A 15037-nucleotide genomic window follows, 5' to 3' on the forward strand; every position below is an offset into this window, starting at 1 on the left:
TTATGGTAAAAAGAATAGTTTCCATATTGATACTGTTTTTCGTTTTTGCTTGTGATAGTGAAAATGCAAATGACTGTTTTCAAAAAACGGGTAACATTGTTCAACAAGAAGTTGTTGTTGAGGTTTTTGAAAAAATTTTAGTGAATAGAGAAGTAGAGCTAATATTAAAAGAGGGGTCTGAGCAAAAAGTTGTTATTGAAACAGGAGAAAATTTATTAAACGATGTTACCGCTATTGTAGACAATGGACAATTAGTATTAACCGATAATAATCACTGCAATTATGTTCGCGATTACGACATTACAAAAGTATATGTAACCTCGCCAAATATTACCGAAATAAGAAGTTCTACGCAATATGATATTAGATCTGATGGCGTTTTAACATACCCATCAATTACTATTTTATCTGAAGATTTTATTGCTACGGATACATTCTCCGTAGGCGATTTTATTTTAGAAATAAATAACGATAGTTTTCAAGCGGTGTTTAATGGTTTGTCTATTGCATACATTTCGGGTGCTACAAATAGTTTAAATGTGAATTTTGCAGGTGGGGATTCTCGTTTTGAGGCTAGAGCTTTAGAAGCTCAAAACATTACCATTTTTCATAGAAGCTCTAATGATATTATTGTAAATCCACGACAGAGTATAAAAGGTAAAATCGTTAGTACAGGTAATGTTATTTCTATAAATACACCACCAATCATAGATGTTGAAACATTATTTAATGGTCGCTTAATTTTTGAATAAAGCTACCGATTGTTTTGCAATTTCCAACTCTTCGTTTGTTGGTATGATCAATACTTTTACTTTAGAATCTGTAGCACTTACATCGGTTAGATCCTTAGGTCTCACATTATTTTTTTTAGTATCAATAACAATACCTAAATATTCTAAATCCTCGCATACTTGAGCTCGGATAAAAGGTGAGTTTTCTCCTATGCCAGCTGTAAAAACAATAGCATCTAGTCCGTTCATAGCAGCAGTATAGCTCCCAATATATTTTTTGATGCGGTAGGCACTCATTTCTAGTGCTAAAATGCAGTCTTTGTTCCCTTTTTCGGCCTCACCAAGGATTTCTCTTAAATCGCTGTATCCCGTAAGTCCTAACATGCCACTTTTTTTCTGAAGCATGGTGTTTATATCTTCCAGTTCATATCCGTGTTTTTTGGCCAAGTGAAAAATTATAGATTGATCTATATCTCCAGAACGCGTCCCCATAATTAACCCGTTCACAGGGGAAAATCCTAGAGAATGGTCAATACTTTTTCCGTCTTTGATAGCTGTCATGCTACATCCATTACCTAAATGAATGGTAATAATTTTAGAGTGTGTTTTGCCAAGATATGAAATAGCCTGTTGCGAAACATATTTATGACTTGTGCCATGGAACCCGTATAATCTGATATTATCTTCTTCAGAATATTTCTTTGGTATTGCATATTTGTATGCATATTCTGGAATGCTTTGATGGAATGCGGTATCAAAAACAGCAACTTGTTTTGCGTTGGGAAACGTGGTTTCTGCGACTATAATTCCTTCTAAGTTTGCTGGATTATGTAAAGGTGCTAAAGACGATAGCGCTTTAATTTTATCCTTAACATCTGATGTGATTTCTGTAGTGTTTCCAAAGTGTTTACCACCATGTACTACACGATGACCTACAATACTAATATCTTCAGTAGATGTAATAATACTAGTTTTAGTATCTAAAAGTTGTTTTGATAACAATGCTAAAGCTTCATTATGATTAAGAATAGGTGTTACAACCTCAATAGTATCGCTTTGGGTTTTAAACTTAAATTTGGCATCTTCAAAGCCAATACGTTCAATTAATCCAGAACATAGGATAGTTTCTTTGGGCATAGAAAATAATTGAAACTTTAAAGATGAGCTTCCTGAGTTTAGTACAAGTACTTGCATGGTTATTGGTCTTGTGCCTGAATAGCTGTTATTATTACGGTACTGTAAATATCATCAGCAGTACAGCCTCTACTTAAATCGTTTACAGGTTTGTTTAAGCCCTGTAGCATAGGACCAATAGCTAAGGCTCCAGTTTCTCTCTGTACCGCTTTATAGGTATTGTTGCCGGTGTTTAGGTCTGGAAAAATTAAAACACTTGCTTGTCCTGCAACTTCAGAATCAGGTAATTTACTTTTACCTATACGCATATCTACTGCGGCATCATATTGAATAGGCCCTTCAATTTTAAGATCAGGAACCTTTGCTTTCACAATTTCGGTTGCTTCTCTAACACGTTCTACATCTTCTCCTTTACCTGATGAACCCGAAGAGTAAGAGAGCATTGCAACTTTAGGTTCTATACCAAAGTTTTTTGCAGACTCAGCAGAAGAAATCGCAATTTCAGCGAGTTGTTCTGCATTAGGGTTAGGGTTAATGGCACAGTCGCCAAAAACAGAGACACGATCTTCTAAGCACATAAAGAACACAGAAGACACAATGGATGTATCTGGTTTGGTTTTAATAAACTGTAGTGCAGGGCGTAGGGTGTGCGCCGTAGTATGAACAGCTCCTGAAACCATACCATCTGCATGTCCTTTATGTATCATCATAGTTCCAAAATAAGAAACGTCAGACATAGCATCCCTTGCCATATCTATATTCACACCTTTATGTTTTCTCAATTGATAAAATGTGTTTACATAATCTTCAAAATAAGGAGACTTCTGTGGAGAAACAATGCTTATGTCATCAATGTTTAAAGGGATATCTAGCTTTTCAATATGTTCCTTAATTGTATTGGCCTCGCCTATTAGCGTTAAATCTACAACTTGTACATCAATTAATCTGGCTGCTGCACGAAGTACGCGTTCGTCATAACCTTCAGGTAATACTATATGCTTTTTCTGTTTTAGAGCACGTTGTAGTAGATTGTATTGAAACATTCTTGGAGTGAATATTTCAGACTCGAACGTGATAAGGTCGTTGGCTAATTTATCAGTGTTTACATGTTTTTCAAAAGTAGCAATAGAGGTTTCTATCTTTTCTATATTTTCGGCATAAATTCTAGATTTTATTTTACCTACTTGGTTTGCAACCGCAAAAGTACCTCCCTTTACACTTATAATAGGAACAATGCTGGAGAGTCCTTCTATGAGTTTTAAAATGGAATCTTCTGGAAGTAGACCACCAGTAAGTATTATTCCAGAAATCTTCGGATAGTTTTTAGAAACACTGGCTTGTAAAGCACCTAGAATAATGTCTGCTCTGTCTCCTGCAGTAATTACTAAACAATCTTCTTTTAGTTGATTGAGATAATTGCGTAGCTGCATGGTAGCAACGTTAAAATTGTCTACCTGGTTATTTACCATATCTGCACCAAATAAGATACTACCTTCCAATTTTTTTACAATTTCCTTTACCGTAGGGCTGGCGAGACTCTTAATTTTTGGGATTACGGTAATATCTGTACCGCATTGAATGCGCTCATTTAATAATGTTTTTAGTTTGGAAACATCTTCTGGGTTGGCCTTATTAGTCATTACAGATAATACATCAACCTCTCCCTTAAACGTATCATGTGCTAATTGTACATTGTCTACAACTTCAGAAATATCGATACCACCATCACCTCGAGATACAATAATAACAGGTAATCCAAGGTTTTTGGAGATTAACATATTTATGTCTAATTCTAAACTTGAGTTTTCATGGGAAAAATCCGTGCCTTCAACAAGCACTATATCAAAGCGTTCTTCTAGGTATTTGTATTTTTTTATGATGTGGTCTATAACATCTCCAGACTTTCCTTTGTTGTATAGTTCTAAAACCTCACTTCTTTTATATGCAAAGGATTTCTTGTAATTTATATCTAATTCAAAATAAGAAACAACAGTATTGATATGGTTATCAGGTTCATCATCTTTGGTGTCTTCTATGATTGGACGAAAATAACCTACCTTCGCAGTTTTTCCTAAAAGCATTCGCATTAACCCCAAAACCACTACAGATTTACCACTATTAGGCTCTATAGTGGCAACATAAATTCCTTTGCTCATTCCTTGTTATTTTGTTATAAAGATACTTTAAAAGTCAGGTAATAAAGTAGTTTTATAAAACTATTATGAGACAAAATTAGTTTGAGATTATCCTTTTAAAGATGATAATTGTCATGAATTATATAAAGTATAGTAATTATTTACGATACTTTAATTTTACTGTAAATTTAGTTGCTTGTTAAATCCCTAAAAAGACTTTCCAAACTTGTATTCTTTTGGTTAAGTTGCAAAATCTTCAATTGATTATCATGTGCAAAATCAAAAACATAAGAGCGCATATCTTCAGAGGTCTTAAACGTGATTTCGTACACAAAATCATAGGTATTTACTACCTTTTCAACCTTAGGGAGTTTTAGTAAAAAGGCATCCTCAACACGATAATCAAATTCTACAATTACCGTTTGTTCCTTTTCATCTCTTAAATCTTTCAGTTTTTTGTCGGCAACAATTTCCCCTTTGTTTATAATGATAACACGATCGCACATTGCCTCTACCTCTTGCATGATATGAGTAGAGAGAAAAACAGTTTTGGTTTTGCCAATAGATTTAATCAGGTTGCGAATATCAATTAATTGGTTTGGATCCAAACCTGTGGTGGGCTCATCTAAAATTAAAACTTCTGGATCATGTAATAACGCTGTAGCTAAACCCACACGTTGGCGATACCCTTTAGAGAGTTGTCCTATTTTTTTGTGAACTTCTGGGGTTAAGCCTGTCATTTCAATAACCTCGTTAATTCTGGATGACTCAACATTATAAACACCAGCATTAAAATTTAAATACTCTTTAATGTACATATCTAGATATAAAGGGTTATGCTCTGGCAAATATCCCACGCTTTGTTGAATATGATGAAGCTCTCCAGTATCATGTCCATTTACTTTAATAGTTCCAGAAGAAGATGTAATGTAAGTCGTTAATATTTTCATCATGGTAGACTTACCGGCACCGTTAGGACCCAAAAACCCTACGATTTCTGGTCGTTCTATAGTAAAGGAAATGTTATTTAAGGCTTTCTGTTCACCGTATAACTTGGAAACATCATTCACTTCGATAGACATATTCTAAAAATTTTTATCAAAAATAACGATTATGTAATGTATTTTGAATTTTGTTGGAAATTCTTTAAATCTTTTTGAAAATCGAGAAAAAAAGGATTTATTCTATTTTGATTTCTTAAAATAATAATTACTTTAGCCACCGTAATTATGAGAACAACAACGTATTATACATATTTTAACTTTTTTTATTTCTTTTTTAATAGAGAAATCGAGACGTTGTGTGTATAATCAAGCAATAATATATAATACTACAAGTCTCGATGAAAATCGAGACTTTTTTTTATGATTAATACGGTAGCCATACAAGGAGTTAAAGGGAGTTTTCACGATATAGTATCAAAGGAGTTTTTTGAGAATTCTGTTGGTGTTATTGAGTGTATGACTTTTGATCGTGTAGTAAACGCACTAATTAACAAAGAGTGTGATGCTGCTATTATGGCTCTTGAGAATTCTATTGCAGGTTCAATCATTCCTAATTATGCCTTAATAGATGATTATGAACTGCATATTGTAGGAGAACATTATTTGGATATTCAACATAATTTGATGGCTTTACCAAATCAAAGTATTGAAGATATTAAGGAGGTGTATTCGCATCCTATGGCCTTACTACAGTGTAAAGATTTTTTTAAGAATTACCCGCATATTAAACTGGTTGAAGATAAAGATACTGCTGAGGTTGCAGAACGTATTCAAAAACAAGGTTTAAAACAAGTTGGTGCTATTGCTAGTGTTTTAGCTGCAGAGATTTTTGAGTTGGATATTCTGGCGCATAGTATTCAAACCATAAAGCATAATGAAACCCGGTTTGCTATTGTGAAACGTACAAATTCTGAGGTTTCTGAGAGTGAAATTAATAAGGCTTCTGTTAAGTTTGAAGCAGATCATAAACGAGGTAGTTTAGCGACTATTTTAAACGTAATGAGCGATTGTAATTTGAATTTAACTAAGATACAATCACTGCCAATTATTAAAACGCCATGGAAGTATGCGTTTTTTGTTGATGTTACTTTTGAAGCTTATGCAGATTTTGAAAAAGCGAAATCTTTAATTGAAATTATGAGCCCCAGTTTTAAATTGTTGGGAACCTATAAAAACGCAAAGTCATGATAGAAGTTGCTAAGCGATTACATACAGTTGAAGAATACTATTTCTCTAAAAAACTAAGAGAAGTTGGGTTGCTTATTGCAAGTGGGAAACCTATCATTAATTTAGGAATTGGTAGTCCGGATTTACAACCACCACAAAAAGTGATTGATGCTATTTCGAATAGCTTAATGGATGCCACAGCCCATAAATACCAAAGTTATCAAGGCTTGCCAGAATTGCGTGAAGCCATGGCTGCGTTTTATAAAGATCATTTTGGTGTTAAAGTAAATGCTACCAATGAGATATTGCCTTTAATGGGAAGTAAGGAAGGGATTATGCACATTTCTATGGCATATTTGAATGAGGGAGATGAAGTATTAATACCAAATCCTGGATATCCTACGTATCAATCTGTTACAAAGTTGGTAGGTGCTAAAATTGTGACTTATGATTTAGACGCCTCTAACAATTGGATGCCAAATATTAAGGATTTAGAGCAGAAGGATTTAAGTAAAGTAAAGCTAATGTGGGTTAATTATCCACACATGCCAACTGGAGCTACACCTACAGATACAGTTTTCGAGGAATTGGTAAGTTTTGCTAAACGCCATAATATTTTAATTGTAAATGATAACCCGTACAGTTTTGTACTAAATGATAATCCAAGAAGTATTTTAAGTATTGAAGGAGCCAAGGATGTATGTTTAGAGCTAAATTCTTTAAGTAAAACCTTTAATATGGCAGGATGGCGTGTGGGAATGGTTATAGGAAATAGCGAGCACATTAGCAATATTTTAAAAGTAAAGAGTAACATGGACTCAGGGATGTTTTATGGCATTCAGAAGGGAGCGATTGAGGCTTTAAAATGCTCAGAAATGTGGTTTGTTACTTTAAATAGTGTTTATAAACGGCGACGTGATTTGGTATGGCAATTAGCCGAAGCTTTAAACTGTACCTATGATAAGAATGCTACAGGAATGTTTGTGTGGGCAAAGTTACCGCCATACTTAAAATCTGAAGAATTTATTGATTTAGTATTGAAAAACAACCATATATTTATTACCCCTGGAACTATTTTTGGTAGTCAAGGCGAAGGTTATATTCGTTTTTCATTGTGTGCATCAACTGAGGTTCTGGAAGAAGCAATTTCAAGAGTGAAATAAGTTTTCAGTAATCAGTAGTTTAGATAAAATTGGAAGTAATAAAGAAAAAATAAAAATTCGTAATAGTTCCCTCTTCAATGGAGAGGGCTAGGAGAGGCCTTATGAAAAATATTTATGCCATAGGAGTAGGTTTAATAGGAGGTAGTCTTGCTATTGATATAAAAAAACATAATCCAGATGTGATTATTCATGGTATTAGTAGAAAAGACACAACCTTAAATACTGCTTTGGAGCTTGGGTTGATTGATAAAAAGGCAACTTTAGATGATTTAGGAAATGCTGATTTAGTTATTGTTTCTATCCCCGTAGATGCCACTGTAAAATTATTGCCAACCATTTTGGATAACATATCTGATACTGGTTTGGTAGTTGATGCAGGATCTACAAAGGAAGATATTTGTAAAGTAGTTGAAAACCATCCAAAGCGCCGAAATTTTTTAGCGATGCATCCTATTGCTGGTACTGAACATTCTGGACCAACAGCAGCTATTGAGGGGTTGTTTAAAGGAAAAACAAACATTGTTTGTGAGGTTGAAAAAACAACATTTAAACTTCAAGAAAAAGCACTAAAGCTGTTTACTGATATAGGTATGCGGATTAGATATATGAATCCTAAGGATCATGACAAGCATATTGCTTATGTATCACATTTATCACATATTAGTGCTTTTATGTTAGGGAAAACTGTGATTGAAAAAGAAAAAAACGAGCGTGATATTTTTGATATGGCTGGTAGTGGATTTGCCTCTACAGTACGTTTAGCAAAAAGTTCACCTGAAATGTGGACACCTATTTTTAAACAGAATAAAACTAATGTTATTGAAACATTAGAAGAATATATAAATAACCTTACTCATTTTAAAGAGTTGATGGTAGCTGATGATTTTGCAGCAATTTATGATGAAATGAAGAGTACTAATCGTATAAAAGATATAATAGACAGCCCCACCTAACCTCCCCAAGGCGGAGGAACTCAAATACTCAGATAAGGATAAGGCTACATTTAAAGTAAATAAAAAGTTTTTAATCATTTTAATATAAATAAGTAAATACATAACAGTGGGTTTCCCCTCCTTTGGAGGGGCTAGGGGAGGCTTCAAATATTAAGTAAAAATGGAAAACAAGAAAGAAATGAGAACCTGGTTAGATGATTTAGGATTAGATCATCCATTAGTAATTGCAGGTCCTTGTAGTGCTGAAACAGAAGAACAAGTTTTAAAAATAGCACATGAGTTAAAAGATACGGATGTGAGTTATTTTAGAGCTGGTATTTGGAAACCAAGAACACGTCCAGGTAATTTTGAAGGTGTTGGGGCTTTAGGTTTAAAGTGGTTGCAAAAGGTTAAGGCAGAAACAGGAATGAAAGTATGTACTGAGGTTGCCAATGCTGCACACGTGAAATTAGCATTAGAGCATGATATAGATTTACTTTGGATTGGTGCACGATCTACAGTTTCTCCATTTATTATGCAAGAGATTGCAGATGCTTTACAAGGTACAGATAAACCAGTTTTAATTAAAAACCCAGTGAATCCAGACTTGTCATTGTGGTTAGGTGGTATTGAAAGAATTTATAGTTCTGGCGTGAAAAATATTGGAGCCATCCACAGAGGGTTTTCAACATACCAGAAAACAAAATACAGAAACATACCAGAATGGCAGATGGCTATTGAGTTTCAAAACAGATTCCCTGATATTCCTTTGATTAACGATCCTTCGCATATTACAGGAAAGAGAGATATGGTATTTGACGTATCTCAAACTGCATTGGATTTAAATTTTGATGGGTTGATGATAGAAACACATTACGATCCGGATAATGCTTGGAGTGATGCTGCACAACAAGTAACACCTAAGACTTTAGTCCAAATCATGAAAGATTTGAAAATTAGAAAAGAATCTAATGAAGAAGAGGAATACAATAGTGCACTAAATAATTTAAGAGCGCAAATAGATGTTGTTGACAATCAAATTATAGAGTTGCTAGGCCAACGCATGAAAGCCTCAGATGGTATAGGTGCATTAAAAAAGAAAAAGAATGTAGCTGTATTACAATCTAAACGATGGAATGAGATTTTAGGTAAAATGGTTTTAGAGGGAGAGCAACATGGTTTAAGTGAAGAGTTTATTTTAAGAATGTTTAAAGCCGTTCATCAAGAATCTATTAACCATCAAGAGAAGATAATAAATGGTTAGATAGATTATCATTATATCAATTAATAATAAAGCCTGTTTCAATTATTTTGAACAGGCTTTATTATTAGAATCCTATTCGCATTCTAAACATTGCAAACGTATGTTATTGAATGTTGCTGTTAGGTTTTCAGAGTCATCTGAAATATTAAGATTACCAGAGATTTTAATAAAAACCCTATTGTTTTCTTCGATACGATCATATTCCGTTATAGTTACAGAGCCTGAATTTGCTTTAATTGTTAAACTTTCTCTAAAGTTATCGTAGCGTACTGTTGCTCGAATAGGATTGTTATTAATAGGAAAAACTCCAGTATTGATAAAAGGGAAACTACTCTCATCGTCATCGTATAAAAAGAGTAATATTTGATCACCTGTTGTGAAATTGGTAGCAGAAAAACTACCTTCTATTGTGTTACTTACTTCATAATCTTTTATAAATTGACCTTGTATGGTATCGATTTCAATTAATGAACCTCCATTGACGCTCATGCTTCTTACATCATTTCTAGGTAAGTTGTTCATGTTTTCAGAATCACTACCACAAGCTACGGTAACTAATAAAACCGTAAGGATAAAGAAAATGTTATATTTTTTCATTGTACTGTTATTTTATCTCTCATCGTAAAAGGAGTAACAATGTCATCAATCTTTTAAAGATTTATGTATAACTAATGAATAGTTTCTTTATCAAGGGGTATAAAAAAAGCCTCCATTTGGAGGCTCTGTGTAAAATAAAGTTTATTCTATTTAGTTCTTTTAAAGATATATCGGGTAATAAATATACCTTGGTTATCGCCTTTACCAGCGCTTTCAACAGCACTAGTTACAAAAGCAAGATCCCAACCTTCTTCTATCATTGTATTTATTTTAGAAGTAATTAAGGCATCATTAGCAGCAATATTTTGAAAACGAATACCTCCTATGTTAAAGAAATTTAAAAGTTTGGTTTCATCAAATCCCTTTACTCTAATTTCATCACGCTTAGATTTATTACGTGAATTGTCTTCTTCGGTTTGTGTGGTTGTAAAGTCTTTATAGTCTTTCTCTTCGTTGGCGCTAATAATTCTAGAACGTCCTAATCCGTTAGGAACAATAGATTCTACACTTGTTATCACTTTAAACTCTACTTGTGCTTGAGTGTCAAGAAAACTAAAGGCGCAAACAGCCAATACTAATACTAATTTTTTCATGTTGTTGAATTTTAATAATAAGGTTAAAAAAAAGCTAATATAAAAATACTACAATGTAAAAGTGATTTTAGCTTGAAGTATTTTTTATTATAGACAGTTTACGAGTTAAAAGGTTGCATTCACTCATTTATCTTTTTTAAGATTTTGAATTCATAGTAGGTTTGGTATGTAAAACTAAAAAACCAAAAAAGATGAAAACAACAATTACAATGCTTTTATTTTTGATGTGGATAAAGGCATTTTCGCAGACTACAATTAGTGGAAACATCGTTGCAGAAGAGCAACCTCTTGTCGGGGCTAACATTATAATTAAAAACTCAAATAAAGGGACTATCACAGATTTTGATGGGAATTTTGAAATAAACGTGAATAAAAGAGATACACTTCTTATGTCTTATTTGGGCTATAACTCAAAAGAAGTTGTTGTTGAAAACCAAAAAGAGATAAAGGTTGTTTTAGATGGTAACATAGCTTTAGATGCAGTTGAAATTGTTGCTTACGGTAGTTATAGATGTAGTAGAACAATATGTTGTGTAGGGGTAATAGAGTGTTATCATAAAGGGTTCAATCCAAAGACAGTTGCCGAAAAACTCTACCCAAACCCCTCAAGGACCGGACGGTTTCAATTGAAACTTTTAGAAGATTATAAAACTATAAATATACAAGCCTTTAATATCTCAGGACAGTTGGTAAAATCTATGAAAGCAAAACTTTTCAATAATATTTTACATGTAGACTTGAGTAATTTAACGTCAGGAATATATATTCTTAGCATAGAGGCTAACGGAAAACTTCTGGCCACTAAAAAAGCAATTATTGATTGATGAATTAAATTTAAATATTGTTATTTTGTGTTAGAAAAACATGCATGACAGGACGCGTTTATAAATCTACAGGAAGCTGGTATACAGTAAAAACTCAACTTGGGGAGGTATATCAATGTCGTATAAAAGGTAAGTTTCGAATTAAAGGTATAAAAAGCACAAACCCAATTGCTGTTGGGGATGTAGTTGATTTTGATTTAGAAACGAAAAACGATGCCATTTCAGGTATTATTCATAATATCCATGACAGAACAAATTATATAGTAAGAAAGTCGGTAAACCTATCCAAACAAACCCATATTATATCTGCGAATATAGATCAAGTGTTTTTAATGATAACTATAGATAATCCCCCAACATTTACGAGTTTTATAGATCGGTTTTTAGTTACAGCTGAAGCCTATTCCATTAAAACAATTTTATTGTTTAATAAAATAGATGCCTACGATGAGGAAACACTCTTGGAAGTAAAATATTTAGCACATGTTTACAGAAAAATAGGTTACGAATGTATAGGTATTTCAGCCAAAACAGGAAAAAATGTCGATAAGGTTAAACATCTAATGAGAGATAAAGTAAGCATGTTTTCGGGGCATTCAGGAGTAGGGAAATCTACATTGGTTAATGCAATAGAACCAGATTTAAACCTAAAAACCAAGGAAATTTCCAGTCAGCATATGCAAGGGCAGCATACTACTACTTTTGCAGAAATGTTTGATACCAGTTTTGGTGCTAAAATTATAGATACCCCTGGGATTAAAGGTTTTGGCGTGGTAGATATGGATAAAGAAGAGGTTGGAGATTATTTCCCTGAGATTTTTGCCCTAAAGCAGTATTGTAAATTTAATAATTGCTTGCATTTAAAAGAACCTAAATGTGCTGTAAAAAAAGCGTTAGAAAATGATGAAATAGCATATTCTAGATATCGAAGCTATGTGCAAATATTAGAAGGGGAAGATGAAAATTACAGAACCGATAATTGGGATAAGGAATGAAAATAGTAGTTCAAAGGGTTTTATCAGCCAGTGTTAGTATTGAGAATGTAAAAGTAGCTTCAATACAAAAAGGGTTATTAGTGCTTCTGGGTATTGTAGAAGAAGATACTCAAGAGGATATCGATTGGTTATGTAATAAAATTGCCAACCTAAGAATATTTGGGGACGAAAAAGGTGTCATGAATACTTCTCTGTTACATATTGATGGAGATGCTATCGTAGTGAGTCAATTTACACTTCATGCATCTACAAAAAAAGGCAATAGACCCAGTTACATTAAAGCTGCTAAACCAGACATAGCAGTACCATTATACGAATCCTTTGTAAAAACACTAGAACGTAGTATTGGAAAACCTGTACAGACAGGTAGATTTGGAGCCGATATGCAGGTAGCCTTAATTAATGACGGTCCTGTTACTATTATTATTGATTCAAAGTATAAAGAGTAACTTTTATCGATTTTCAAGTGTTTAATTATTTGGTCTGTACGATTTTTAGTTAATTTGAACGTTTGAAATATGATATTTATCACTAATTAGCTATTAGCATTTCTTTACATTTACATCGCAAAAACACTTACACTATGTTAAAAAACATGGCGCTTTTAGTATGCTTTTTGTTTTCCTTTAAAGGCATTTCTCAAGACTTTTCTTATTCAAGCTTATCAATACCAGATCACTTAAAAGCACATGCAAATGCCGTGGTTAGGTTAAATAAAACTACTATTGTCATTGATTCCAGAGATAATATGACCGTAACTATTAGACGTATAGTTACGGTTTTAAATAAAGCAGGGAATAAGTTTGTGGAAGCAGGCACTGGATACGATAATTATTTAAAGGTTAAAGGTATAGAAGCTATTGTGTATGATGCCACGGGTAAGCAAATTAAAAAGTTTAAGAAAAAGGATTTTATAGATCATAGTGCAGTTGATGGAGGTACTTTATATTCAGACTCAAGAGTTTTATTTATGGGGTATACACCTATAAACTATCCCTACACTGTTGAGTTTATTTGTGAGGTTAAAACACCTAATACGGCAGCTATTCCTAATTGGAATCCTATAAACGGATATTATGTTAGTACAGAAAAAAATACTTATGAGGTAACTGATAATGCTGGTTTAGGTTTAAGATTCAAAGAGAAAAACTTTGAAACGTATAACACAATTAAAAGCGAAGCCAGTGCGAATACATTGAAGTATAGTATTGAAAATGTAACAGCATTGAGGCCAGAAGATTTAAGTCCGTCTTTGGGACATATAACGCCCAAGGCATTGGTGGCAGTAGAAACATTTCACTATAATGGTATAAATGGAAATGCAAGCGATTGGAAAGAAATGGGGAATTGGATAAAGTATGATTTGCTTGATGGTAGAAATAAAGTGTCTGAAGAGACCAAAAACAGTATTCTAAATTTAGTTGAAGGTGTTGAGAACCCCATAAAAAAGGCAGAGCTGGTATATGATTATGTACAGAATAACACCAGATATATAAGTGTACAGGTCGGTATAGGAGGAATCCAGCCTATTGCTGCTAGTGAAGTAGACGAGCTTAAATATGGAGATTGTAAAGGTCTTACAAATTATACGCAAGCACTTTTAGATATAGCAGGAGTGGAGTCTCATTACTCCATAGTGGAGGCAGGTAAGGAAATAGTAGATTTTGAAAACGATTTTGCTTCTCTAGCACAAGGAAACCATATTATATTGTGTATTCCTAAGGAAGAGGACATGATATGGTTAGATTGTACAAGTCAAATACATCCATTTGGTTTTATAGGTGATTTTACAGACGATAGAGCTGTATTGGTCGTTAAAGAGGACAATAGTGAAATTGTTAAAACTGTGAATTATTCAGATGCTCAAAATCATCAATCAATGCATGCAGAAATAGACCTAAAAGAAGATGCAAGTATAAGTGCATCCATAGAAATAAAAACTAAAGGTATTCAATATGATAATAGATTTTTCCTTGAAAATCAATCTGAAAAGGATATACTAGAATATTATAAAGAGTCGTGGGGGTACGTTAATGGTTTGAATATTGAAACCTACAAATTTAAAAATAACAAAGAAGACGTTGAATTTTTAGAAGATGTTACAGTATACGCCAGAAACTTTGCTTCAAAAGTAGGAGATAGAATTATTTTTCATGCCAATGTTTTCAATAGAAATGGTTTTGTCCCCGATAGATATAGGAATAGAACCTTACCTCTACAAATCCAAAGAGGCTATCTTGATGAAGATAATTTTACAATTAAAATTCCAGCGGGATACATTATAGAAGGACTCCCAGAAAATATCAGCATAGTTAATAAATATGGAGAGTATCAGTTGAGTTTTGTTAAAAATGAAGATAAGAGCATTGTGGTCAAAAGAAAATTATTAATAAAAAAAGGAACATATCCAAAAACGGAATATAAGGCATATAGAATGTTCAGAAAATCTGTGTCAAATAATGATAATTTAAAAATAATATTAAAGAAAAGTATTTAAA

At 33.2% G+C, this 15037-nt stretch carries 14 protein-coding genes; 9 read left to right on the top strand and 5 right to left on the bottom strand.

Features of this window, described 5'->3' with window-relative positions; all coding sequences use genetic code 11:
- Window positions 1-2 precede the first annotated feature (2 nt).
- The gene (locus JS605_RS10510) at window positions 3-752 is read left to right on the top strand and encodes a head GIN domain-containing protein (RefSeq protein ID WP_203257680.1); all 750 of its coding nucleotides are present in this window, start codon (window positions 3-5) and stop codon (window positions 750-752) included.
- Here JS605_RS10510 and JS605_RS10515 read toward each other — a convergent pair.
- From JS605_RS10515 to gldA, 3 genes are all read right to left on the bottom strand, one after another.
- Window positions 738-1925, bottom strand: coding sequence for an acetate/propionate family kinase (locus tag JS605_RS10515; RefSeq protein ID WP_203257681.1), 1188 nt, complete (start codon window positions 1923-1925; stop codon window positions 738-740). The two genes, JS605_RS10510 and JS605_RS10515, sit on opposite strands and share 15 nt — an antisense overlap.
- A 2-nt stretch (window positions 1926-1927) precedes the next feature.
- Window positions 1928-4021, bottom strand: a complete 2094-nt coding sequence (gene pta, locus JS605_RS10520; protein WP_203257682.1) for a phosphate acetyltransferase — start codon at window positions 4019-4021, stop codon at window positions 1928-1930.
- A 167-nt stretch (window positions 4022-4188) separates the two neighbouring features.
- Complete coding sequence (gene gldA, locus JS605_RS10525; protein WP_203257683.1) at window positions 4189-5082, bottom strand: gliding motility-associated ABC transporter ATP-binding subunit GldA; 894 nt, start codon at window positions 5080-5082, stop codon at window positions 4189-4191.
- A 282-nt stretch (window positions 5083-5364) separates the two neighbouring features.
- On the opposite strand from gldA, the gene JS605_RS10530 reads away from it, so the two are divergent.
- The 4 genes from JS605_RS10530 (at window position 5365) to JS605_RS10545 (ending at window position 9530) form a co-directional block, all read left to right on the top strand.
- The gene (locus JS605_RS10530; protein WP_203257684.1) at window positions 5365-6192 is read left to right on the top strand and encodes a prephenate dehydratase; all 828 of its coding nucleotides are present in this window, start codon (window positions 5365-5367) and stop codon (window positions 6190-6192) included.
- Entirely contained in the window at window positions 6189-7334 is a 1146-nt protein-coding gene (locus tag JS605_RS10535; protein WP_203257685.1) for a pyridoxal phosphate-dependent aminotransferase, read from the top strand. The genes JS605_RS10530 and JS605_RS10535 overlap by 4 nt, the downstream gene beginning before the upstream one ends.
- 101 nt (window positions 7335-7435) lie before the next feature.
- Window positions 7436-8287 (top strand): prephenate dehydrogenase, encoded by an 852-nt coding sequence (locus tag JS605_RS10540; protein ID WP_203257686.1) that lies wholly within the window; start codon window positions 7436-7438, stop codon window positions 8285-8287.
- 160 nt (window positions 8288-8447) lie between these two features.
- Window positions 8448-9530 (top strand): bifunctional 3-deoxy-7-phosphoheptulonate synthase/chorismate mutase type II, encoded by a 1083-nt coding sequence (locus tag JS605_RS10545; protein WP_203257687.1) that lies wholly within the window; start codon window positions 8448-8450, stop codon window positions 9528-9530.
- Between the two features lie 72 nt (window positions 9531-9602).
- Here the strand turns inward: JS605_RS10545 and JS605_RS10550 are convergent, their stop codons facing one another.
- Both JS605_RS10550 and JS605_RS10555 read right to left on the bottom strand, forming a co-directional pair.
- Window positions 9603-10127 (bottom strand): hypothetical protein, encoded by a 525-nt coding sequence (locus JS605_RS10550; RefSeq protein ID WP_203257688.1) that lies wholly within the window; start codon window positions 10125-10127, stop codon window positions 9603-9605.
- A 146-nt stretch (window positions 10128-10273) separates the two neighbouring features.
- Window positions 10274-10720 (bottom strand): hypothetical protein, encoded by a 447-nt coding sequence (locus JS605_RS10555; RefSeq protein ID WP_203257689.1) that lies wholly within the window; start codon window positions 10718-10720, stop codon window positions 10274-10276.
- Window positions 10721-10911: 191 nt separating this feature from the next.
- Here JS605_RS10555 and JS605_RS10560 point away from each other — a divergent pair, with 191 nt between their 5' ends.
- The 4 genes from JS605_RS10560 (at window position 10912) to JS605_RS10575 (ending at window position 15036) form a co-directional block, all read left to right on the top strand.
- Entirely contained in the window at window positions 10912-11544 is a 633-nt protein-coding gene (locus JS605_RS10560) for a carboxypeptidase-like regulatory domain-containing protein (RefSeq protein WP_203257690.1), read from the top strand.
- Between the two features lie 44 nt (window positions 11545-11588).
- Window positions 11589-12539 (top strand): ribosome small subunit-dependent GTPase A, encoded by a 951-nt coding sequence (gene rsgA / locus JS605_RS10565; RefSeq protein WP_203257691.1) that lies wholly within the window; start codon window positions 11589-11591, stop codon window positions 12537-12539.
- The gene (gene dtd / locus JS605_RS10570) at window positions 12536-12988 is read left to right on the top strand and encodes a D-aminoacyl-tRNA deacylase (protein WP_203257692.1); all 453 of its coding nucleotides are present in this window, start codon (window positions 12536-12538) and stop codon (window positions 12986-12988) included. Before rsgA ends, dtd begins: the two co-directional genes overlap by 4 nt.
- Before the next feature lie 134 nt (window positions 12989-13122).
- Window positions 13123-15036 carry a DUF3857 domain-containing protein gene (locus JS605_RS10575; RefSeq protein WP_203257693.1) on the top strand — a complete coding sequence of 638 codons (1914 nt, stop codon included), beginning with the start codon at window positions 13123-13125 and terminating at the stop codon, window positions 15034-15036.
- Window position 15037 lies beyond the last annotated feature (1 nt).

This window comes from Hyunsoonleella ulvae (assembly GCF_016827605.1).
Classification (GTDB): Bacteria; Bacteroidota; Bacteroidia; order Flavobacteriales; family Flavobacteriaceae; genus Jejuia; species Jejuia ulvae.